The sequence below is a fragment of the Pantoea leporis genome (assembly GCF_028048155.1).
Classification (GTDB): Bacteria; Pseudomonadota; Gammaproteobacteria; order Enterobacterales; family Enterobacteriaceae; genus Pantoea; species Pantoea leporis.
Genome location: NZ_JALMEU010000002.1, coordinates 403,386 through 424,245, shown reverse-complemented (window position 1 = coordinate 424,245; position 20,860 = coordinate 403,386). Strand labels below are relative to the sequence as shown.

Genomic DNA, 20,860 nt, shown 5'->3' with positions numbered 1-20,860 from the left:
TTTATGGCGACCTCAAATGCGAACGCCGTACTCGCATTTCACCCCGCCGCCAATGCTCATCCGCACTCTCGCGACCATCAATCAATCGGTTTAACGCTTCGGCGATCAGCAGATCAATACGTTGGCTAAAGGTGGTGAGTTGGCAGCCTGGCGCGCTGGCTTCTTCAATATCATCGAATCCCACCACCGCAATCCTTGGCCTGGTCGGGGCGGCGCGCATCGCTTCCATCGCGCCGAGCGCCAGCACATCGTTTTCACAGAACAGCGCATCAATTGCGGGCGCATCCGGTTGATGCAGATAATCGCTCATCGCTTGCCAGCTGCGTGCACGATCGTAGCTGCCGGCTTTAAGCAACACATCAATTTGACAGCCCGCTTGTTGCAGCGTCGCTTCAAATCCCTCTTTGCGCAGCAGATGTGACGTTGGTGTATCCGGACCTTGCATAAAACCAAACCGTTGCGCGCCCTGCGCCAGCAACAGCTCGGCGATCTGCTGGCCGGCGGCATAACCATCAATCGCCACCACATCGATGCCCTGCGCATGCGTATTGCGGCACAGCTGCACCAGCGGAATGTTGTACATATCCTCCACCAGCGTAATCAGCTGTGCCGATAACACCGTACCGAGAAACAAAATGCCGTCGATCTGCAATTGATCCGCCTGCGTCATTACCGAACGATACGGCTCGCCGTCGGTGATGTTGAGGATCAACGCCATATAGCCGCGACGTTGTAGCTGCTGCGTAGCTTCATTGAGAATCATCAGCGTATGCGGATTTTTCAGCTCGTCGATCACCACGCCAATAATATGCGTTTTCTTCTTTACCAGACTACGCGCCAGCAAATTGGGCCGATATCCCAGCTCTTTAGCGATGCGCATCACCTTCTCGCGCGCCTTCTCAGAGATTGAAGCGCCGGGCATAAACGCGCGCGATACCGTCCATTTCGATACGCCGGCAAGAAGCGCCACATCGCTGGCCGTGGCTTTTTTTACTGTTCTCGTCATCGGCTCCCTTCCGCAAATTAGCTGGCAAAAAGCGAGCATAGAGCGATTCCTCATGTAAGCAAGAGGCGATTTTTGCAAACTTTGAACCCGGTTGCATTTTTTTAATGCACTCGGGTGCAAATCGTGATGTTTTTGTGATCGTGGTGATGAAATCGCTTTTTGCTGCGTTGACTATTTTTCAACCGTGCCAGAGAGTGAATGCAGCACATCGCGTTGTCCGTCTGAACATGATGTCAATCAGCGGGACTCATCCCGTTGATTTTGCACCCGGATGCAAAATAATTGAAACCTCCCCTACAGAGATAAAAAAATGAAATTATTCAAAGTACTAATGCTTATCTGCGGTTTGCTCAGTGTGTTCACTACCCAGGCGAAAACCTACATGGTTGGCGTCGCTCTGGCTAATCTCGATCTCAATTTTGTTTCCATCTTACGAAGCCAGATGGAAAAGCAGCTTAAAGACAAAGGGCTTAACAGCCAGTTTGCCGATGCCAAAGGCGATGTATCTCTGCAAATCCAGCAGGTGGATGATTTCATCAATCAGGGCGCAGACGCGATCATCATCAACCCGGTGGATACGCAAGGCGTAATGCCGGTGATCGCCGCCGCGCAAAAAGCCAATATCCCGCTGATCTTCGTGAACCGTAAACCCGAAGTGAAACTGACCGGTAAAATGGCCTATGTCGGTTCCGACTCAGCGTTAAGCGGCAAAATGGAGATCGAAGCTTTAGCCAAACGTCTGGATAACAAAGGAAATATCGCCATTCTGATGGGCGCCCTCTCCACCGAAGAAGCACGTCAGCGCACCAAAGCGGTTGAAGATTATGTGAAGGATCATCCCGGCCTGAAAGTGATTCAGAAACAGAGCGCCAACTGGCAGCGCAACGAAGCGGTCGATAAAACCCTGTCATGGTTGCAGGATGGGAATGATATCAACGCCATCATCGCGAACAACGATGAAATGGCGATCGGGGCGATTATGGCGCTCGATCAGTTGAAGAAAAACAATGTGTTAGTCGCCGGCATCGACGGCACGCCGGATGGTTTGCAGTTTATTAAGAACGGCAAAATGGCGGTGACGATCTTCCAGGATGCGAAAGGCCAGGCGACCGGTGCAGTCGATGTGGCTTACGACATGCTGAGCGGTAAAAAGACCGAAGCCTACAACTGGGTGCCATACCAGACGGTGACCAAAGAAAATTATCAGGAATTCACCAGTAAAAATCAGAAGTAACGCCGCTCTTGTTGGGTCGCCGATCATTCATGGCGACCTGCTTATGACCATTGCCTTTAAAGCAACGCTAAGTGCGAATTTTGTTGCTTCCATTGCACTATTAACCCGCTATGTTGGGGTTAAAAATGGAGGTCAACATGCTCAAACCGTCTTCGCCCTGGTGGTGGGATCTCTCAACCCGGGAATTCAGTGAACTTGATATGGCGAATATCGTCGCCGTGCTGCCGATTGGCGCAGTTGAACAACATGGCCCGCATCTGCCGGTGCGTGTGGATGCGGCGATCAACGCCGGCATTATTCAACGCGCGGTGGAATTATTGCCCGACGATCTTCCGTTGCTGGTGCTGCCCGCGCTGCCGATGGGTAAATCGGATGAACATCTTGCCTATCCCGGCACCCTTTCGCTGCCGTATGACGTGTTAGGCAAAGTGTGGTTCGAAGTCGCGAAAAGCGCCTGGCGCGCCGGAATTCGCAAGCTGATTTTCTGGAACTCACACGGCGGACAGCCGCAGCTGGTGGAGATCGTCTGTCGCCAGCTGCGCATCGAACTGGGCATGTTTGCCGTCAGCGCCAGCTGGTTCCGTACCATTGATGCATCGGATCTCTACAGCGCGCATGAACTTAATCACGGCATTCACGGCGGTGAATCAGAAACCAGCATGATGCTGCATTTGCACCCTGAACTGGTGCAGATGCAGCACGCCGCTCATTTCGTTTCCACTTCGGTGGCGCTTGAAGCGACCGGCGGTATTTTAACGCCGGAAGGCGGCATTGGTTTTGGCTGGATGGCGCAGGATCTGCATCTGTCTGGTGCTACCGGCAACGCCGCAGCGGCGGATGCTGAGCGCGGTGCGATTGCCACCGATCGTGCTGCACATGCGCTGCTAAAGCTGGCACGCGAAGTGAACGATTTCGATATTCATTTCCTGACCGATTGCACCGCATTCTCGTAGGGTCGCCATGTAAGGTGACCAAGTGCGCATTAATGCGCACCCTACGATTAACGCAATTCCGACATCATCCCTTTAATGGTTTCGGCGAACACGCTACCAATCGCGCTGGTACCACGATCGTGGCCGATCAACATCAGCGTTTGCGTGTGCTGGGCCAGTTCACGCACCGGAATATAGATTAACCGGCCGCTGCGCTGGTCAGATTCAATATCAATCGGCGTGAGAAACGTGAGGGTTTGATCCATCATCGCCGACTGGCGCATCACCTCGATCGAATTGGTTTCAATAACTGGCTGCATATTGATCGAGGCACGCGCGAACACTTCATTTAGGTAAGGCCGAATCACCATCGATTTGTCGGCAATCACCACCGGATACGGCAAGCAATCACTCAAACGTAAACTGGATTTCTCCGCCAGCGGGTGCCCCGCGCCCACCACCGCGCCCAATCGCACCGGCACGCTGGCAATATTGCGATGCACCGGCTGCAGGTCGAAATCAAATCCAATCCCCAAATCGGCCTCGCCACTTGCCACCGCGTTAGTGATGTTCTCGCCGGTGGTGAGTTGTTGCAGCAGCAATTTCACCCGCGGATTGGCGCGGCGAAACTCCGCTGCCACGCGCGGAATCAGGTTTGCTGCTAATCCGCTCATCATTGCTACCGTCACTTCGCCGCGCCGCAGTCCTTTCAGCTCTTCGATTTTCATCTGCGCGATTTCAATCTCTTTAAAGCTCTGACGCACATGATGAATCAGCGCTTCACCGGCGGCGGTAAGGATCATTTTGCGCGGCAAACGCTGAAACAGCGGCGTGCCAAGCTCCTCTTCCAGCGCAATCAGCTGGCGGTTAATCGCCGACGCGGAGATGTGTAGCCGTTCAGCCGCTTTGCGAATTGAACCGCTGCGCGCCACCTGATCGATATACACAAACAAACGATGTTGCAGCATATTCCCCCTACGTTGCCTTTTAGGCATCGGTAAGTACTAAAAATGATGCTTTTAAGATAATGCTCTTCCGGTGATTAATACATCAAAACCACACCAGGAGAACACATGATGGCAGACGTATCCCGCAGAAAGTTTGCGAAGTTAGTGGCTGGCGCACTGTTGTTACCCGCGCTGGCACCGATGTTGTCGCGCAAAGCGATGGCGGCGAATAACACCATAAAAATCGCCCTGCTGTTGCCCGGCTCGGTTGCCGATGGCGGCTGGAGTTCGCTGGCGTATGCCGGATTGCAGAGCCTGCAAAAAGCCGGTTTCAGCGTGGCGCACAGCGAAAGCGTGTCGCAGGCGCAGATGGATCAAACCATACGTGGCTACGCCGATGACGGTTACACGCTGATCATTGGCCACAGCTTTGAATACGGCTCGGCGTTTGCCGAAATCGCGCCAGAATATCCTGACACCTATTTCTTCGCGTCCACCTTCAAGCCAGGCGAAAAATCACCGGACAACGTGGAATACGTCAACCTCGCCTATCTGCAAGGCGCCTATGCCGCCGGTGCGCTGGCGGCGCTGATCTCCGCAAAAGGCAAAGCGGTCGGCTTTGTGGGCGGCGGCGATAATCCCACGCAGCAGGCAATGATGCGCGCCTTTATTCAGGCCGCTGAGAAAACCCGTCCGGGCATCAAAGGCATGGGCGTGGTGACCGGCGATTACGACAACGCCGCCAAAGGCCGTGAAGCTGCCACCACCATGATTGGCAACGGCGCGGATGTGATTTGGCATGCCGCAGACGTCACCGGCCTCGGCGCGATGCAAGGCGCGGCAGCGGCGAAAGTCAAAGCTATCGGCTGCTATGTCGATCAGCGTGATGTCGCGCCCGATTATGTTGCCTGCAGCTTCCGCCAGAACCTCGACTGGATGGTGGAACAGGTTGGCGAGTCGGTGGCGAATAAAACCTTCAAAGGCGGCGACGAATGGCACCCCACCGTTGGCAAAGCCTGGTCGGTGGTCAATGGCAGCGAACATTACAACGCCAAACTGGTGAGTGCCAGCGCATGGGCTAGCTTCCAGCAGATCTGGCAGCAGCTTGATAGCGGCGCGCTGAAGCCAGTGGTTTAACCATCATGACAGCAATAGCAAATATCCGCGTCGCGCTGAAAAACATCACCAAACGCTTTGCGCGCGTGGTGGCCAATGATGACGTGTCGCTCAGCATTAAAGCCGGCGAAATCCACGCGCTGCTGGGTGAAAACGGCGCGGGCAAAAGCACGCTGATGCAAATCCTTTACGGCCTGTATCAGGCCGATGAAGGCAGCATTGAGGTGGATGGCCAGGCGCAGCGTTTTCGCGATCCCAGCGATGCCATCGCCTGCGGCATTGGCATGGTGCATCAGGAATTTATGCTGGTGCAGCCGATGAGCGTGGTGGAAAACGTGGTGCTGGGATTAAAAGAAGGCGCTAGCGGCGTACTTGATCTGCGCGCGGCGGCGGCGCGTTTGCAGGCGCTATCGGATAAACACGGGCTGGCGATCGATCCCTGGGCGAAAGTGCAGCATTTGCCGATCGGCGTGCAGCAACGTGTGGAGATCCTCAAGCTGTTGTACCGTGATGCGCAGGTGCTGATTCTCGACGAACCGACGGCGGTGCTGACGCCGCAGGAGAAAGCCGGCCTGTTCGCTACCCTGAAATCACTGTGCGCAGAAGGCCGTTCGGTAGTGATTGTCACTCACAAACTGTATGAAATCATGGCGATTGCCCATCACGTTTCGGTGATGCGCGGCGGCAAAATGGTGGATTCAGTGGATATTAAAGACACTTCGGAACGCGATCTGGCACGCCGCATGGTTGGGCGCGATGTGGTGCTGCGCGTCGAAAAAACGCCGTGCCAGCCGGGCAAAACCGTGTTGCAGGTGGAGAGCATTGCAGTGCGTGATGCCAGCGGCCAGCAGAAAATCTGGCGCGTGTCGCTCAACGTCGCTGCCGGCGAAATCCTCGGCATTGCTGGTGTGGAAGGCAACGGTCAATCGGAGCTGGCGGAAGCGCTCCTTAACCTGCGTGAACTGGAAGCAGGCCGCATTCTGCTGAATGGCGAAGACATCAGCGACGATTCCCCCGCTACGCGCCGCCATAAAGGCATCAGTTTTATTCCGGCGGATCGGCGTGGCGTCGGTTCGGTGACCGATTTATCGATTACCGATAACGCCATGCTTGGCCGCCAGCGCACCTTCACCCGCGCGGGCGGCTGGCTGTTGGATCGCCAGCGCATTAGCCAGCATGCGCGCGACATCATCGCCCGCTTTGCGGTACGCACGCCGGATGCCGATTTCGAAGCCGGAAAACTCTCCGGCGGTAACCTGCAAAAGTTGATTCTCGGGCGCGAAGTCGCCAGCAATCCCTGCTTATTAGTGGTTGAACAGCCTACGCGCGGGCTGGATGTCGGCGCGATTGAGAGCGTGTGGCAGGGTTTGATGGCGGCGCGCGATCGCGGCTGCGCCATTCTGATGATCTCCGCCGAGCTGGAGGAGATCATCAATCTCTCCGATCGCATCGCGGTGATGTACAGTGGCCAGATTGCCGGAGAAATGGACGCCGCCGACGCCACGCCAGAACGCCTCGGCGAACTGATGGCGGGCGCGCACCTGAAAAAAACCAGAGGCAACCATGAAGAAGCTGCTTGAGCGACGTCTGGCGCCCGCCGAATCCAGCGGCGCGCTAGTGTTAACCAGTTTTTGCGGCATCCTTGCCGCTTTCATCATTGCCGGCTTGCTGTTTATCCCGTTTGGCGGCAATCCGCTCTCGGCTTATGGCTTCCTGTTTGATGCCGCTTTTGGCTCGCTGCGCAGCTTCGGTCTCAGCCTGGTGCAATCCACGCCGCTGATGCTGATCGCGCTGGCAACCATCGTTGTGTGGCGCGCCGGGCTCGGTTATATCGGCTTCGAAGGCTGTTTTCTGCTGGGTGCCGCGGCGGCCAGCTGGATCGCGCTGTCGGGTACGCCGCAGGGCTTTCCGTGGACGATTCCCGCGCTGCTCTACTGGCCGATGGTGCTGATTGCCGCCTTCCTTGCGGGCGCGCTTTGGGCCGGTTGGGTTGGCGCGTTACGGGTAAAATTTGGCGGCAACGATGTGCTGATTTCGCTGATGGCCAACTATGTGGCGCTGTTCATGGTGCAGTATCTGGTTTCCGGCCCAATGCGCGCGCCGGGCGATCTGCCGCAGACGCCACGTTTGCCGGTGGAGAGCTGGCTGCCGTTTGTGATGAACGGCATGCGCGCACATTGGGGCATCGCCATCGCGCTAGTCGCCACGCTGTTTGTCTTCTGGCTGATGCGTGCCACGCCCGTCGGTTTCGAAATCAAAATTGCCGGGCTGAATCCGCGCGCGGCGCGCTACAGCGGCGTGGATGTCAATCGCCGCCAAATGGGCGCGGTGCTGCTCGGCGGAGGATTGGCGGCGCTGGCGGGATTGTGCGCGGTATTAGGCGTGCAACATCGCCTGATGGAAGGCATTTCCGGCGGCGTCGGCTTTATCGGCGTGGTGGTGGCTTTGCTGGCACGCCTCAATCCGCTGCTGGTGATCCCGACCGCCATTCTCTACGGCGGGCTGGAAGTGGGCGGTAGCGCCATGCAGCGCCAAACTGGCTTGCCCACATCGGTGGTGCTGATTCTGCAAAGTCTTGTGGTGCTACTGATTCTGGCGGGCGATCTGATGCGCTATTACCGCATCAACCTGCCCGGCGGGCGTAAATCGCGCAGCCATCTGGCGGAGGAACACTCATGAATCTGTGGATGAATCTCGATACCGCTTTTTTCGTCAGTTGGCTGGCCGCCGCAGTGCGCCTTGCCGGTCCGGTGTTACTGGCAGCGCTCGGCGAGATCTATGCCGAACGCTCCGGCGTACTGAATATCGGTATTGAAGGCACTATTCTGCTGGGCGCGCTTTCCAGCTACATGACGGCGGTTGAGAGCGGATCGACCGCGCTGGGCTTTATCGCCGGTGGCGTCGGCGGACTGCTGGTTGGCTGCGTGCTGGCGGCGCTCTACCTGCGCGCCCATGCCAGCCAGATTGTGGTGGGCATCGTCTTCAATATATTGGCAGCGGGATTAGCCACCTGGATTTACGCGCTGGTGATGGGCAATGCATCCTCACCTACCATCCCAATGCTCGAACCCTGGCATGTGCCGCTGCTCTCTTCGCTGCCTTTTATTGGCCCGATTCTGTTCCAGCAGCCGCTGCCGCTCTATCTCACTTTGCTGCTGGCGGTGCTGGCGCACTTTGGTCTGTTTCACACCCGCTTCGGCCTATCGCTGCGTGCGGTGGGCGAAAACCCGCGCGCGGCACATGCCGCCGGGCTCAACGTGTTGAAGATTCGCACGTGGGGCGTGCTGTTCTCCTGCGTGGGCGCTGGGTTAGCCGGCAGCTATTTGGTCACGGCGCAGATCGGCCTGTTCCGCGACAACATCGTCAGCGGGCAAGGTTTTATCGCGCTGGCGATTGTCATCTTTGGACGCTGGAGCCCGCTTAAAGCGCTGGTCGCCGCTTTTATCTTTGGCGCTGCAGATGCCCTGCAACTCTCGCTACAGCTGTTTGAGAACACGCTGCCGCCGCAGGTGCTGCTGGCGCTGCCTTACTTGCTCACCATCCTGGCGATGTCCGGCGTGGTGGGACGCACATTGCAACCCGGCGCATTAACGCAGCCTTATCGAAAGGAATAATTTATGAAATCGTTTCGTTTCAACAATCTTGCGGATGTTAAGGCGTTCCGTATCAGTGCGGACAGCAGCAACTATTTCGCCATCTTGTTCGACAAGCCGTCAGACGGCATTGAGAACATCTTTGTGGTAGAGATCTTCAACGTCGGCGGCGCGACGCCACCGAATGAACACGCCACCGCGCACGAGTTCTTCTATGTGCTGCACGGCGAAGGCGTGGCGCGCTGCAACGATGATGAACTTGAGATAAGCAAAGGCGATTCCCTGCTGCTGCATCCGGGTAACGATCACGCCATTCGTAACACCGGCAGCAGCAAGCTCTATACGCTGACGGTGATGACGCCGAATGAAGGCTTCTCCGAACTGATTCGTAGCGGTGACCCTGTCACGCTCGATGCTGAAGATATCCGCGTGTTAACGGGAGCCTGATATGCCGGAGAACGTTTTAGGCAGCAGTCGACACAATCAGTGGCGCGTTTCAGCGCAAGTGGTTGATACGCGGCGTCCAGCGCAGGTGTCGCGCAGCGTGCAGCTTACATCGCGTGAACGTTCAGTGATTTTTGATCTGCAGCGCACGGCTATCCTGGTGATTGATATGCAGAACGATTTCTGTCATGCCGAAGGCTGGCTCGGGCATATCGGCGTCGATGTCACGCCCGCGCGCGCGCCGATTGCACCGCTGCAAGCCTTGCTGCCAACGCTGCGCGCCGCTCAGGTACCGGTGATTTGGCTCAATTGGGGCAATCGCGCTGATAAACTCAATCTCAGCCCCGCGCTGCTGCACGTCTATAACCCGAACGGTGATGGCGTGGGATTAGGCGATCCGCTGCCGGTTTCCGGCGCGCCGGTGTTGCAGGCCGGCAGCTGGGCGGCGGAAGTGGTGGACGAACTGACGCCGGATGCCAATGACATTCGCGTCAACAAATACCGCATGTCCGGTTTTCAGGACAGCGAACTCGACAGCATTCTGCGCAATCTCAACGTCACCACGCTGCTGTTTGCCGGTGTTAACGTCGATCAGTGCGTGCTTTGCACCTTACAGGATGCCAACTTTCGCGGTTACGACTGCCTGCTGCTGGAAGATTGCAGCGCCACCACCTCGCCGGCTTATTGCCGCGATGCCACGCTGTATAACGTGCAGCAATGCTTTGGTTTTGTGGTCAATGCCGCTGAATTACAGCAGCAACTGGAGAACGCCTCATGAGTTATCTGCTGGCTGACGGCTGGATGATCACCATGAATCCGCAACGCGAGATTCTGGAACAGGCCAGTTTGCTGATTGAAGATAAGACCATTCGCGCCATCGGCACGCGCGACGCTTTGCAGCAGTGCTATCCTGAAGCCGAAATTATCGACTGCCGCGAACGCATTATTATGCCGGGCATGGTGAACACGCATACGCATCTGTTTCAGACGCTGCTGAAAGGTCTCGGCGATGACATGGTGCTGAAAAAGTGGTTCACCTGCATGACCGGACCCAGCGCCGTAGCGTTGACAGAAGAAGATGTTTACGCCGCCGCGCTGCACGGCTGCATGGAATCACTGCGTTCGGGCGTCACGTCGCTGGTCGATTTTATGTACGCGCATCCGCGCCGAGGATTAACCGCCAAAGTGATCGAGGCCTTTGAAGTCAGCGGCATTCGCGGTCATGTGTGTCGCGGTTTTCTCACCAGCGGCGCTGAGCACGGTATTCCTGCCGAACTGATCGAAACGCCTGAACAGGCGCTGGCCGATGCGCGCGCGGTGATCGATCGTTATCACCAAGTCGATGGCCGGGTAAAAGTCGGTCTGGCACCAAGCATGATTTGGGCGCTGGATGAGAAAGTGCTGCGCGGCACGCGCCAGCTGGCGGATGAAACCGGCGTGCTGATCACTACGCATGTGGCGGAAACCGATTTTGAGATCGAGCAGGCAAAGCTGCGTTTTCAGGCCAGCGATACCGAATTCCTCAGCGATATCGGCTTCCTCGGCCCGGATGTGCTGGCGGTGCATTGCGTGCAGTGCAATTCGCGCGACATCCGCGCACTTAAACATCATGACACGCGCGTGTCGCACAATCCCTGCAGCAATCTCTACCTCGCTTCCGGCGTGCCGCCGATTCCGGATATGCTGGCTGCCGGCTTAACCGTTGGTTTGGGTTCAGACGGCCCGGCCAGCAGCAACAATCACAACCTTTTTCAGGCGATGAAAGTGGCGGCGCTGCTGCAAAAAGGCGTGCACCGCGATCCCACCATTATGACGGCGGAAAAAGTGCTGGAGATGGCGACCATCGATGGTGCGCGGGCAATTGGCCTCGAACATCTGGTGGGTTCGCTGGAAGTCGGCAAACGCGCCGATGTGGTGATCGTTGATACTTCGCATCCGGCGATGACGCCAATCCATCATCCGGTTTCATCGTTGGTCTACTCGGCGCTCGGCCACGAGGTCAGCGATGTGTTTGTTGATGGCGCTTATCTGCTGCGGAATGGTGAGTTTACCCAGCTCAATCAAAAAGAGGTGATGGCGCGTTCGCAACGTGCAGCGCATTCACTGGCGGTGCGCACCGGCAATGATAAAGCGCGCGGCTGGCGATCGGCGACGTTTTAAATTGAAGTGCTAATATTTTATCTTTTAGGTCCATTTAATGCTAATTTATTAACACTTTTTCGTTTTTATTTTAATCATTAAAAATGGAATGCAGATCGACAAAGTGCTAATATTTTATCCATTAACCCCATTTAAAGATAAAATAGTGACACAATGGCACAGCGAACTTCTCTGCTTCTTCCTCAAACGAACGAAATGCTTGCCGCTTTTGGAGAGAGATTAAAACTCGCTCGTAAAAGAAGAAAACTTACGGCTAAACAGGTGGCGGAACGCGCGGGAATGACCCCGATGACGTTGCGTTCGCTTGAAGCGGGTAGCGCGGGTGTGACTATCGGAGCCTATCTGGCTGTGATGCAGGTGTTAGGACTCGAACAGGATCTCAATCTGCTGGCTGCTGAGGATACTTTGGGTCGCCAACTGCAAGATGCACGTCTTACCTCAACGACTAAATTATTTGCTGCTAAATCAGCGTATAAGGTTGATGAGGGTGAGAACAGCACGCAGGTAGCTGAGGCGAATGAGCGCGGAGTTGAGCAAAAAAACGCTCAGACAGTCACCTCTACCGGCCTCGCCTCACTGCTAATTTCAGGGAAGAAAAAATAGGATCCGACAATGACCATGATTAGCGTCTACGCCGACTGGAACGGACTCAAGCAACCAAAACGTCTCGGTTATCTGCATATTCGCCGCAGCCGGGCGCGTGAATCTTTTGAATTTCAGTATGATCCGCAAGCGCTTAGCGATCCCGATTTGATGTTGATCCAGTTAGATCCCGGCATCCACTTATTCGAAGGGCCACAATATCCTGCCAACAATCGTGCTGGATTTGGTGTGTTTGGCGACTCCAGCCCCGACAGATGGGGACGCTTATTGATGGAGCGTCGCCTGGAACGCGATATCCGTGGCGGATTATTGCCTTCCGGCACGCGCATGTTTGAATCCGATTATTTACTGGGGGTTCATGACCTGTATCGCGTGGGTGCTTTACGTTACCGGCTGGAGGATCAGGGGGAATTTCTTGATAACAGATTGGAAACTGCGGCTCCCCCATTTACTGAAATCGCAGCACTTGAACGTGCAAGCCGCGCGCTGGAAAGCGATCCGGATAACCGTGCTGTTCAGGGACATGAATGGCTCAGGATGTTGATCGCTCCAGGCGGTTCTCTGGGTGGCGCACGGCCCAAAGCTAGTGTGGTTGATGAGCAAGGTCAGCTATTTATCGCCAAGTTCCCCAGCATCCGCGATGAATATGATGTGGGTGGATGGGAAATGGTCGTCAATGCTCTCGCCACGGCTTGTGAACTTAACGTTGCCGCAGCCATGGCGAAAAAATTTGCCAGCGATTATCACTGTTTCATGGTGCGCCGTTTCGATCGCACGCCCGAAGGGAAGCGTCTGCACTTTGCCTCCGCGATGACCATGACTGGCCATACTGATGGCGAAGATGCATCCACCGGAGTAAGTTATCTCGAACTGGCGGAAGTATTGATTCGTCATGGTTCCCAAACCAATGCTGATTTACGCGAGCTGTGGTCGCGGATTGTCTTTAATATGCTGGTCTCTAACACCGATGATCATCTGCGCAATCATGGATTTATTCTGGTTCCAGGCAAGGGCTGGCGGTTATCTGCCGCCTTCGATCTCAATCCAGTGCCCTATGCTGATGGTCTGAAATTAAATGTGACGGCAGCTGATAATGCGCTTGATCTCGATTTGGCGCGTGAAGTTGCGCCCTATTTCCGGCTGAAGGCATCTGAAGCCGAAACTATCATAGAAAACTTCAGCAGCATTGTTGCGCAATGGCGCGTGGTCGCCAGACATTTAGGGTTATCACAACGTGAGCAGGAAAAAATGTCTGATGCGTTTCGACTTGCGGCGGCACATTCCGCTTAACTTACTTTTTGCTACAACATTCAAACTCATAGCCCTCTGCAAAATGCGCTTTTCGCCCTAAGCTTAAAGCCATTCAGCCACTGAAGATGAGGTTTCAATGAGTTTACTGTTTAGTACGACGCAACTGGGTAAGTTAACGCTCGATAATCGCATCGTCATCGCGCCGATGTGCCAATACTCTGCGGAGGATGGCAAAGCCAGCGCCTGGCACCGCATTCATCTCGGGCAACTGGCACTTTCCGGCGCCGGTTTGCTGATCATTGAGGCGACAGCAGTGGAAGCCGCCGGACGTATTTCTCCGGGCGATTTAGGCTTGTGGGATGATGCAACGGAAGCGGCTTTAGCCAGCGTTCTGCAAGATATCCGTCACTATTCTGACACTCCCATTGGTATTCAACTCGGTCACGCCGGACGCAAAGCGTCCTGCGCCGCGCCGTGGCTGGGCGGCAATCAGCTGTCGCTGGAGCAAGGTGGCTGGCAAACCGTTGCACCATCCGCGCAAGCCTTTAATCCTGAAGATCGCGCACCGGTTGCGCTAAGTAAACAGGATCTTGAGCGCCTGAAACTGGCCTTCGTTGACAGCGCGCAGCGTGCGGCGAAACTCGGTATCCAGTTGATTGAACTGCATGCTGCGCACGGCTATTTGCTGCATCAGTTCCTGTCGCCACTGAGTAACCAGCGTGAGGATGAGTACGGCGGCTCGCTGGAGAATCGTCTGCGTTTCCCTCTGGAAGTGTTCCATGCGGTGCGCAGCGCCGTGCCAGATTCGGTGGCGGTAGGTGTGCGCCTCTCTGCAACGGATTGGGTTGACGGTGGCTGGGATGTTGAGCAGTCGATTGTCTTCAGCCAGCAACTCGAAGCGGCGGGCAGCGATTATGTGCACGTCTCCAGTGGCGGCTTGTCACCGCAGCAGAAAATCACGGTCGGTCCCGGTTATCAATTGCCTTTTGCACGCGACATCCGCAAACAGGTAAAGATTCCGGTGATTGGCGTAGGCTTGATTACGGAACCAAAGCAGGCAGAACAAGCATTGCAGGTAGGTGACGCAGATTTGATCGCGCTGGCGCGCGCAGTACTTTACGACCCGCGCTGGCCGTGGCATGCCGCCGCTGAATTGGGCGCGCAGGCCAAAGCGCCACCGCAGTATCTGCGCTCCGAGCCGCACGGCCTGAAAGGCACGCTAATTTCGAATAAAAAGTGATTATTTGAGCCGGTGCGCATCAATGCGCACCGCTCCAACGTAGGGTCGTCATTATGGCGACCGATTCACACCTAACCTGCTACTTCCGACTTCATGGTCTGCAACATATGCTCAGCCAAACGCAAGCTCAACGCCGCGCCGGTCAAGGTTGGGTTCATGCATGACGCCGACGGCATCACACTGGTTCCGGCAATCCACATATTGGGATGATCGTGCGTGCGGCAATCGCGATCTACCACTGAATTGTGGGGATCATCGCCCATAATGGTGGTGCCCATGATGTGCTGGCGATCCTGAAACTTAGTATCGATCGATAATATTTCCGCATTCAGCAGCTCTGCAAACCTGTGAAAATCTTTGATGCCCGCTTCTTTCCCGGCATGCCAGTAATCCGTCACGCTGTAATAAATCTCCGGCAACGGAATACCAATCGCATCTTTTTTCGTCTTGCTCGGCGTAACGCGGTTTTCCGCCAGCGGCAAGGTTTCAAAATCAATAGCGAAGTTCAGCGAGCGCGCCGACTGGCGGCGGATTTCAGCATCCAGTTTGGAGCCCAGCACGCCTTTCTCAATGAGCGATGCAGCATAATCTGCAGTTGGCACCGTGTTACGCACTTTGATCTTGTAGCTGGGGAAATCCTTGCGGAAGGCGCCATCGCGGTTGTTCAGATACACCAGTAATTCAGTCGGCCCCTGACCTGGCCACACATCTTCCGACATCATCACGTTCATACTAATGCCGGTGTGGCCCATCAAATTGCGCCCCACCTGATCGGAAGAGTTTGCGATGCCGTTGGGATATTTCTCCGACGTCGACATCAACAGTAGCTTGGGCGATTCGATACCGTAGGCCGCCAGCACAAAGTAGTCGGCGGTTAAATGGTGCTCGGAACCATCCGGCTTTTTATACCAAATGCCGGTGATTTTGCCGTCATCCGCCGCTTCAATACGGTAGACCACCGCGTTATCCAGCAGCCTCGCTCCCAAACGTTCCGCTTCATCAATATGCATCGAGCCATCATATTTGGCGGCGATGGGGCAAACCGGATTGCAGTTATTGTTGCCGCCACACATCGGGCGCTTACCCCACGGCTTAGTCGCGCGACCGTTCGGTTCCAGTACCGGGTTATAACCGCCTTTACCCAACATCTCGGTTAGGCGATCAAACAGATAACTGGTTGGTAAACCCGGCATCGGGAATGGCGTAGATCGCGGTGGCCAGGCTTTGCCGCCCTGCCCACTTTCATCTTGTCCATCGACGCCTGAAACGCCCAGCTCATGCTCGGCTTTGCCATACCACGACTCCAGCTCGTCGTAACCAAAAGGCCAGTCGCGGCCACGACCGTAAAGGGTGTTAAGTTTGAAATCGTTGGGGATCATGCGCCACAGCGCGGAGCCAAAGTGCCAGGTTGTGCCACCGACAACGCGCAGGTATTTGGTGGGATATTTAACCGGCCCAACCTGCTGCAAATAGTCACCGTAGGTGGACGGAATATGCGGCGGATTGGGGTAAGGCGAACCCACGCCCTGTAATTTGATGTTGGTTAACGACATCTTGAATGGGGAATTACGGAAACGTTCGACGATTTCCTGACGAGAGACTCGCGGGCCCGCCTCGAGGATGATCACCGATTTACCCGCTTTCGCCATCTGGCAGGCGATCAACCCGCCCATCACGCCCGAGCCAATGATGATCACATCGGCATCGACTTTTTGTGCACTCATGCGCCTTCTCCTGTGGTTGCCACTTTGCCATCTTGCGTTACTGCCCAGTAGAACGGCCCGCCGCCATAGGTTGGGACCACCAGAATATCTTTGGTGGGCAGGTACATCATCGCATCGGCATACGCGATCAACTCCAGATCGCTGCCGTCGCCGACAACGCCGGTGTACCACGCAGAAATGATGCGTTTTGCCGTTTGCCAATCAGAATTATCGGCCCCAAATGCGGCAAGAAATTCGTCGACATGAGCAAAATTATGCTGCTGCAACAATGCCTGCAGGCTGCTAAGCCGGTGTGTGAAGTCGGCATTATGGCGATTTAAGGCATCGAAATAGCGCTGCCCCAAAATCGGGCCGACCGGGCGACTCACCAGGAACTGCGAAACGGTCAGAAAACCATTTTCAGCCAGCTGATCGGCAGCCAGAGCGCGCGCCGGGAACAGGGAATTACACATCGCGCCGAGTGACAAAATACCCATGCCTTGCAGCAAACGACGTCGGGAAAGGTTATGCGCCATGCTTTTTCCCCTTACGCGAAATTGAAACCAGCAGCACCAGTAAAATAATGACAACTACAGCGCCACCGCCCCACACAGTAGGCTGCGCCAGGCGTGCAATCAGCGGGCGCTGGCCGCCTTCACGCACGGTTTTCACCTGTTCAGGCGTTACGTTCAGCTGAGAATTACCAAAGTTTTTCAGCACGTAGTTACTGACGTCGGCAATTTGCCGATCGCTCAGTCGATCGGTAAATAATCCATCCGGGCCGAAAGCGGGCATTACCACATCTTTGCCATCAATCTGGCGATGTACGCCGTAGACAATGGTGGCAATCAGGTTATCGGCCTGCGGTGCGCCAGTGGCGGTGTTATGAAACAGCGAAGGATAGAAGTGATTGCCCGCACCATCCGCCTGATGGCAGTTAGCGCAAGAGCTGGCGTAAACCTGCCAGCCCGCATCAGGATTTTTAACCGCGCGCAGCGCCGCTTCATCTGTTGCAGGTTTGCCAAGCGCGTCGCGTGGCGAATGGGTGGCCTGAGTCACTGCGGGGATCTGCCGCAGATAAGCCACTATCGCCTTGATATCGTCATCAGATAGATGCTGTAAGCTGTGCTCGACAGCTTCCGCCATCGGACCTGCTGCCTGCGCTTTGCCTGCAACATGGCCCGTTTTGAGATATTGCGCGATCTGCGCATTGCTCCAGTTGCCAATGCCGGCTTGTTGATCGGGAGTGATATTCGGCGCATACCAACTGCCCAGGCTGCCACCGCTGAGGGCCTGAGCATTGTTTTGCCCCATCAGCGCGTTACGTGGCGTATGGCAGGTATCGCAGTGCGCCAATGCATTGACCAGATAATCACCGCGATTAACCACATCAGATTTATCTTTTGCCGGAATAAACGGCTTATTATCGGCAAACAGCATATTCCAGAAGAACATACTTGAACGAATATTAAACGGGAAAGGCAAATCCGTTGCTGGCGGTACATTATCGTCTGCTTTTACACCGTGCATAAAATAAACATACAGCGCATGCATATCGGCATCAGAAATTTTCGCATATGAGGTGTAAGGCATCGCCGGATAAAGATGTTGCCCCTGTTTATTAATGCCACTTCGCACGGCTTTAACAAAATCTTGTTCGCTATAATCGCCAATGCCGGCGGTTTTTGATGGCGTGATATTACTGGCAACAATATTCCCCAACGGCGAGGAGATAATATAGCCACCCGACATTTCCTTGCCCTGATTCGGTGCGGTGTGGCAAGCTCCACAGTCCGCAGCAATAGCCAGATACTTGCCTTTCGCAATAAGAGCTGCAGACTCAGCTGCATCTTCAGCGTGAGCTGAAAATGTGGCAGACATCAGAATGCTCAACGCGAAAGGCAGACAACACTGTCTCACCTTTCTTGCTTTCATTGTAATTACTTCCGGTAAATAATTATTAGTATGGTAAAAACAATAATGCACTTCTGTGGCAACCCACAGAAGTGCACATTATCAGACAACGTCAATTCACAAAATACAAACAGTGCTATAACAATTCATAATCATTGAAGATAATATTCTCGCCACTTGCGGCCGTTATATCGACTTTACCTGGCTCGGTTAAAAAGGCATCGCCGGGATGTACCCAAACTTCTTTTACCCGATTGGTATGAGTTTGATCGGCAATCAGTACCCGCCCTTCGGTGAAGAACACGCGCACGCCAGGCCCGTGTTGCGTATATTCGCCGGTACTGGCGCCAGGCTTGAGCGTGACCTTCCAGCCTCTCACGGTTTTCTTATCCAGCACCTGACTAAATCCGGCATTGGCAGGCCGGGAAGCCTTACCAAAATGTTGCGGGCCTGGGATGTTAATTTCGAACGCCACCTGATGATTGACGTTATTTCCGGTATTGGTGACCTTATCCGTATCCGATTTCCCTTGATGCTCACCGAATTTAACATTGCCGCTTTTCATTTCGGTCATGTTTACCGGCTTGTCGGGATACTCTATTTTGACCGGGCTACCCTCAATGTGCGTATTAACATAATCCAGATGCTGCTCATGAAATAGCGTCGATTGTCCGGGTTGAATTAATACGCGCATTACCGTGACGTATTTATTTTCCAGAATGACGTGGTGCAGCGGTTCCAGATCGGTGGCAACCCCTTTTTCAGCCGCTTGTGTCGTTAATCCTGCGCTTAACAGCGTCGAGCACAATAATGTGCTGAATAATGTTTTGCGAATAGTCGACATAAACACTCCTTTTCTTACGATTGAATTAAGTAGAGCAGAAATTTACTCAACGATAGTGACCCAATTAGCGCCCTTGCCGGTAGGGACGCGCTCAATTAATGTCAGTTTGCCAGTGGTTTGATCTATGGAATAGAGCGAAATTTGTGTCGACTTCTGACCCGATTCAATTAAATAGCGCCCGGAATTATCAATAGCAAATCCACGCGGCTGAGTTTCTGTTGGCGTGCTATTAATCAACGTCAATCGACCATCGATCGGTGATACATGAAACGCAGTAATATGACTGCTGGTGCGTTCGGTGGAATAAAGGAAACGTCCATTCGGCGTGATATGAATATCGGCTTGCCATAAACGCGGTTTGGCGGATTTTGGCAAATCATCATCGCCAGTCAGTGGTCGCGCTTCGCCACGCTGCATGTTGGCGGCAATGGCTGGATCGAGTGACGGTGTCGCTTCATGTTCCGTCAGGGTGCCATCTTTATTCAGCGTCAGGCGCGAGATGTTGCCGGCCATTTCGGTCAGCAAATAGAGATTCTGCTCACCCTTCTGGTCCCGCTGCGGTGCAAAGGTGAAATGACGCGGTCCGGTTGCCGACTCGCGTTGGATATTCACAAACGCTGGCGTGTTCGTCGTAACGGTTCCGCTGTGGCTATCGAAACGGTATTGCAGCAGTTGATCGGCACCCAGCAGCGGTACATAGAGAAACTGGTTGCTGGGATCGGTCTGAATGGAATGTGCACGTTTTCCGGTATGCACCACCTGCACCGGCGCACTCTCAACTTTACCATCCGCGGCAATGCGATTGATGCTAAACAGATCGCCGCCGTAAGAAGATGAAAGCAGGAATTTCCCGCTCTTATCCAGCGCGACATACGCCATCGCCTCTGGCAGCGGCGTATCCGCAAAATGCTGCAGTGAGCCGTCAGGTTGAATATGCCAGGCCGAAACATGGTAAGGCTTACTGCGAACGGAGACATAAAGTGTCTTGTTATCCTGCGATACCACCATCGGCATACTTTTCAGGCCGCTGGGGTATTCACCAATCGGTTTCAGCTGGCGCTGCGCCTTTTGCAGTTCGTAGGCCGTCACCGTGCCGCTGTCGCCGTTGGATACGTAGACAAAGGATTTCTCCTGCGCCAATACCGTTGATGCAAAAAGCATCATGCCTGCGGCTATTACCGTCTTTTTCATCTTGGATCTCGTTTTTGTAGGGAACAATGCGGGTGTTACCAGCGCGTATTAAAGTGTTCGCACAGCTCCAATACGGCTTGTTCTGGCAGCGCGGCGGGCTTATCCACGCAGTTCAGCCAAAGGCGCGCGGTTTCTTCCAGCTCTTCAAGGGCAAAGCTCACCGCTGAAACGGATTTACCCCACATTACCGGGCCAAGTCTCTCCAGCATCACGCCACGCACGTCATTGGCCAGTTCAGCCACCTGCGCAGCCACATCGGCATGGCCAGGGCGGCGATAGTCGATTAACGGAATCCGCCCGACTTTCATCACCTGATACGGCGTCAGCGGCGGTAAAATGCTGTCGCGCTGCCACACACCCGCTAATGTCAGTTGCACCAGATGCGTGGAATGGGTGTGCACCACGCCGTGCGCCTCCGGGTTGCGATCATAAATCTGACGATGTAACAGCAAAGTCTTTGATGGCTTATCGCCTGAAACCCATTCACCGGCGCGATTAACCTTGGCAATCCGGCCGGGCTCCAGATGTCCCAAACAAGCATCGGTTGGCGTAATCAGCCAGCCATCTTCCAGCCGAGCGCTGATGTTTCCCGCGGTGCCGGTGGTATAGCCGCGGTTAAACAGATCGGCTCCTACCTGGCAAATCTCTTCTCGCAAGACCTGTTCGTTTTGCATGTGGTTTC

General features: G+C 54.8%; 20 protein-coding genes. 12 read left to right on the top strand and 8 right to left on the bottom strand.

Annotation, left to right across the window (positions count from 1 at the left end):
- Position 1: 1 nt before the first annotated feature.
- Positions 2-1,006, bottom strand: a complete 1,005-nt coding sequence (locus MWH02_RS09165) for a LacI family DNA-binding transcriptional regulator (RefSeq protein WP_271460417.1) — start codon at positions 1,004-1,006, stop codon at positions 2-4.
- A 310-nt stretch (positions 1,007-1,316) separates the two neighbouring features.
- Between MWH02_RS09165 and MWH02_RS09160 the strand changes: the two genes are divergently transcribed.
- Complete coding sequence (locus MWH02_RS09160; protein WP_101761487.1) at positions 1,317-2,240, top strand: substrate-binding domain-containing protein; 924 nt, start codon at positions 1,317-1,319, stop codon at positions 2,238-2,240.
- 137 nt (positions 2,241-2,377) lie between these two features.
- On the top strand, positions 2,378-3,193 hold the full coding sequence (locus MWH02_RS09155) for a creatininase family protein (RefSeq protein ID WP_217548213.1): 816 nt from the start codon (positions 2,378-2,380) through the stop codon (positions 3,191-3,193).
- A gap of 47 nt (positions 3,194-3,240) precedes the next feature.
- Here the strand turns inward: MWH02_RS09155 and MWH02_RS09150 are convergent, their stop codons facing one another.
- Positions 3,241-4,140, bottom strand: coding sequence for a LysR family transcriptional regulator (locus tag MWH02_RS09150; protein WP_101761485.1), 900 nt, complete (start codon positions 4,138-4,140; stop codon positions 3,241-3,243).
- Positions 4,141-4,245: 105 nt separating this feature from the next.
- On the opposite strand from MWH02_RS09150, the gene MWH02_RS09145 reads away from it, so the two are divergent.
- From MWH02_RS09145 to MWH02_RS09100, 10 genes are all read left to right on the top strand, one after another.
- Entirely contained in the window at positions 4,246-5,256 is a 1,011-nt protein-coding gene (locus MWH02_RS09145; protein ID WP_271460416.1) for a BMP family protein, read from the top strand.
- Between the two features lie 5 nt (positions 5,257-5,261).
- Positions 5,262-6,815, top strand: coding sequence for an ABC transporter ATP-binding protein (locus MWH02_RS09140; RefSeq protein ID WP_271460415.1), 1,554 nt, complete (start codon positions 5,262-5,264; stop codon positions 6,813-6,815).
- The gene (locus MWH02_RS09135; protein WP_271460414.1) at positions 6,799-7,914 is read left to right on the top strand and encodes an ABC transporter permease; all 1,116 of its coding nucleotides are present in this window, start codon (positions 6,799-6,801) and stop codon (positions 7,912-7,914) included. Before MWH02_RS09140 ends, MWH02_RS09135 begins: the two co-directional genes overlap by 17 nt.
- Positions 7,911-8,849 (top strand): ABC transporter permease, encoded by a 939-nt coding sequence (locus tag MWH02_RS09130; protein ID WP_210080321.1) that lies wholly within the window; start codon positions 7,911-7,913, stop codon positions 8,847-8,849. Before MWH02_RS09135 ends, MWH02_RS09130 begins: the two co-directional genes overlap by 4 nt.
- A 3-nt stretch (positions 8,850-8,852) precedes the next feature.
- Positions 8,853-9,275 (top strand): cupin domain-containing protein, encoded by a 423-nt coding sequence (locus tag MWH02_RS09125; protein WP_271460413.1) that lies wholly within the window; start codon positions 8,853-8,855, stop codon positions 9,273-9,275.
- Position 9,276: 1 nt separating this feature from the next.
- Complete coding sequence (locus MWH02_RS09120; RefSeq protein ID WP_110866915.1) at positions 9,277-10,050, top strand: cysteine hydrolase family protein; 774 nt, start codon at positions 9,277-9,279, stop codon at positions 10,048-10,050.
- Entirely contained in the window at positions 10,047-11,432 is a 1,386-nt protein-coding gene (locus MWH02_RS09115; protein ID WP_271460412.1) for an amidohydrolase family protein, read from the top strand. Before MWH02_RS09120 ends, MWH02_RS09115 begins: the two co-directional genes overlap by 4 nt.
- A gap of 153 nt (positions 11,433-11,585) precedes the next feature.
- Positions 11,586-12,035, top strand: a complete 450-nt coding sequence (locus MWH02_RS09110) for a helix-turn-helix domain-containing protein (protein WP_271460411.1) — start codon at positions 11,586-11,588, stop codon at positions 12,033-12,035.
- A 9-nt stretch (positions 12,036-12,044) separates the two neighbouring features.
- The gene (locus MWH02_RS09105) at positions 12,045-13,325 is read left to right on the top strand and encodes a type II toxin-antitoxin system HipA family toxin (RefSeq protein WP_217548198.1); all 1,281 of its coding nucleotides are present in this window, start codon (positions 12,045-12,047) and stop codon (positions 13,323-13,325) included.
- A 97-nt stretch (positions 13,326-13,422) separates the two neighbouring features.
- On the top strand, positions 13,423-14,526 hold the full coding sequence (locus MWH02_RS09100) for an NADH:flavin oxidoreductase/NADH oxidase (RefSeq protein ID WP_101761475.1): 1,104 nt from the start codon (positions 13,423-13,425) through the stop codon (positions 14,524-14,526).
- Between the two features lie 71 nt (positions 14,527-14,597).
- Here MWH02_RS09100 and MWH02_RS09095 read toward each other — a convergent pair whose 3' ends face one another.
- From MWH02_RS09095 to otnC, 6 genes are all read right to left on the bottom strand, one after another.
- Positions 14,598-16,250 (bottom strand): GMC family oxidoreductase, encoded by a 1,653-nt coding sequence (locus tag MWH02_RS09095; RefSeq protein ID WP_101761474.1) that lies wholly within the window; start codon positions 16,248-16,250, stop codon positions 14,598-14,600.
- Complete coding sequence (locus MWH02_RS09090; protein WP_222183260.1) at positions 16,247-16,765, bottom strand: sugar dehydrogenase complex small subunit; 519 nt, start codon at positions 16,763-16,765, stop codon at positions 16,247-16,249. Before MWH02_RS09090 ends, MWH02_RS09095 begins: the two co-directional genes overlap by 4 nt.
- On the bottom strand, positions 16,755-18,164 hold the full coding sequence (locus MWH02_RS09085; RefSeq protein WP_101761472.1) for a c-type cytochrome: 1,410 nt from the start codon (positions 18,162-18,164) through the stop codon (positions 16,755-16,757). Before MWH02_RS09085 ends, MWH02_RS09090 begins: the two co-directional genes overlap by 11 nt.
- A 115-nt stretch (positions 18,165-18,279) precedes the next feature.
- Positions 18,280-18,987, bottom strand: coding sequence for a hypothetical protein (locus tag MWH02_RS09080; RefSeq protein ID WP_271460410.1), 708 nt, complete (start codon positions 18,985-18,987; stop codon positions 18,280-18,282).
- 42 nt (positions 18,988-19,029) lie between these two features.
- Entirely contained in the window at positions 19,030-20,178 is a 1,149-nt protein-coding gene (locus MWH02_RS09075; protein WP_110866921.1) for a lactonase family protein, read from the bottom strand.
- Between the two features lie 35 nt (positions 20,179-20,213).
- Positions 20,214-20,852: a 3-oxo-tetronate 4-phosphate decarboxylase gene (gene otnC / locus MWH02_RS09070; protein ID WP_101761469.1), complete on the bottom strand. Its 639-nt coding sequence runs from the start codon at positions 20,850-20,852 to the stop codon at positions 20,214-20,216.
- Positions 20,853-20,860 lie beyond the last annotated feature (8 nt).

Bases quoted from the DNA above. Each gene is read 5' to 3' on its own strand.
- MWH02_RS09165 (WP_271460417.1), bottom strand. From the start codon at position 1,006: ATGACGAGAACAGTAAAAAAAGCCACGGCCAGCGATGTGGCGCTTCTT.
- MWH02_RS09160 (WP_101761487.1), top strand. From the start codon at position 1,317: ATGAAATTATTCAAAGTACTAATGCTTATCTGCGGTTTGCTCAGTGTG.
- MWH02_RS09155 (WP_217548213.1), top strand. From the start codon at position 2,378: ATGCTCAAACCGTCTTCGCCCTGGTGGTGGGATCTCTCAACCCGGGAA.
- MWH02_RS09150 (WP_101761485.1), bottom strand. From the start codon at position 4,140: ATGCTGCAACATCGTTTGTTTGTGTATATCGATCAGGTGGCGCGCAGC.
- MWH02_RS09145 (WP_271460416.1), top strand. From the start codon at position 4,246: ATGATGGCAGACGTATCCCGCAGAAAGTTTGCGAAGTTAGTGGCTGGC.
- MWH02_RS09140 (WP_271460415.1), top strand. From the start codon at position 5,262: ATGACAGCAATAGCAAATATCCGCGTCGCGCTGAAAAACATCACCAAA.
- MWH02_RS09135 (WP_271460414.1), top strand. From the start codon at position 6,799: ATGAAGAAGCTGCTTGAGCGACGTCTGGCGCCCGCCGAATCCAGCGGC.
- MWH02_RS09130 (WP_210080321.1), top strand. From the start codon at position 7,911: ATGAATCTGTGGATGAATCTCGATACCGCTTTTTTCGTCAGTTGGCTG.
- MWH02_RS09125 (WP_271460413.1), top strand. From the start codon at position 8,853: ATGAAATCGTTTCGTTTCAACAATCTTGCGGATGTTAAGGCGTTCCGT.
- MWH02_RS09120 (WP_110866915.1), top strand. From the start codon at position 9,277: ATGCCGGAGAACGTTTTAGGCAGCAGTCGACACAATCAGTGGCGCGTT.
- MWH02_RS09115 (WP_271460412.1), top strand. From the start codon at position 10,047: ATGAGTTATCTGCTGGCTGACGGCTGGATGATCACCATGAATCCGCAA.
- MWH02_RS09110 (WP_271460411.1), top strand. From the start codon at position 11,586: ATGGCACAGCGAACTTCTCTGCTTCTTCCTCAAACGAACGAAATGCTT.
- MWH02_RS09105 (WP_217548198.1), top strand. From the start codon at position 12,045: ATGACCATGATTAGCGTCTACGCCGACTGGAACGGACTCAAGCAACCA.
- MWH02_RS09100 (WP_101761475.1), top strand. From the start codon at position 13,423: ATGAGTTTACTGTTTAGTACGACGCAACTGGGTAAGTTAACGCTCGAT.
- MWH02_RS09095 (WP_101761474.1), bottom strand. From the start codon at position 16,250: ATGAGTGCACAAAAAGTCGATGCCGATGTGATCATCATTGGCTCGGGC.
- MWH02_RS09090 (WP_222183260.1), bottom strand. From the start codon at position 16,765: ATGGCGCATAACCTTTCCCGACGTCGTTTGCTGCAAGGCATGGGTATT.
- MWH02_RS09085 (WP_101761472.1), bottom strand. From the start codon at position 18,164: ATGAAAGCAAGAAAGGTGAGACAGTGTTGTCTGCCTTTCGCGTTGAGC.
- MWH02_RS09080 (WP_271460410.1), bottom strand. From the start codon at position 18,987: ATGTCGACTATTCGCAAAACATTATTCAGCACATTATTGTGCTCGACG.
- MWH02_RS09075 (WP_110866921.1), bottom strand. From the start codon at position 20,178: ATGAAAAAGACGGTAATAGCCGCAGGCATGATGCTTTTTGCATCAACG.
- otnC (WP_101761469.1), bottom strand. From the start codon at position 20,852: ATGCAAAACGAACAGGTCTTGCGAGAAGAGATTTGCCAGGTAGGAGCC.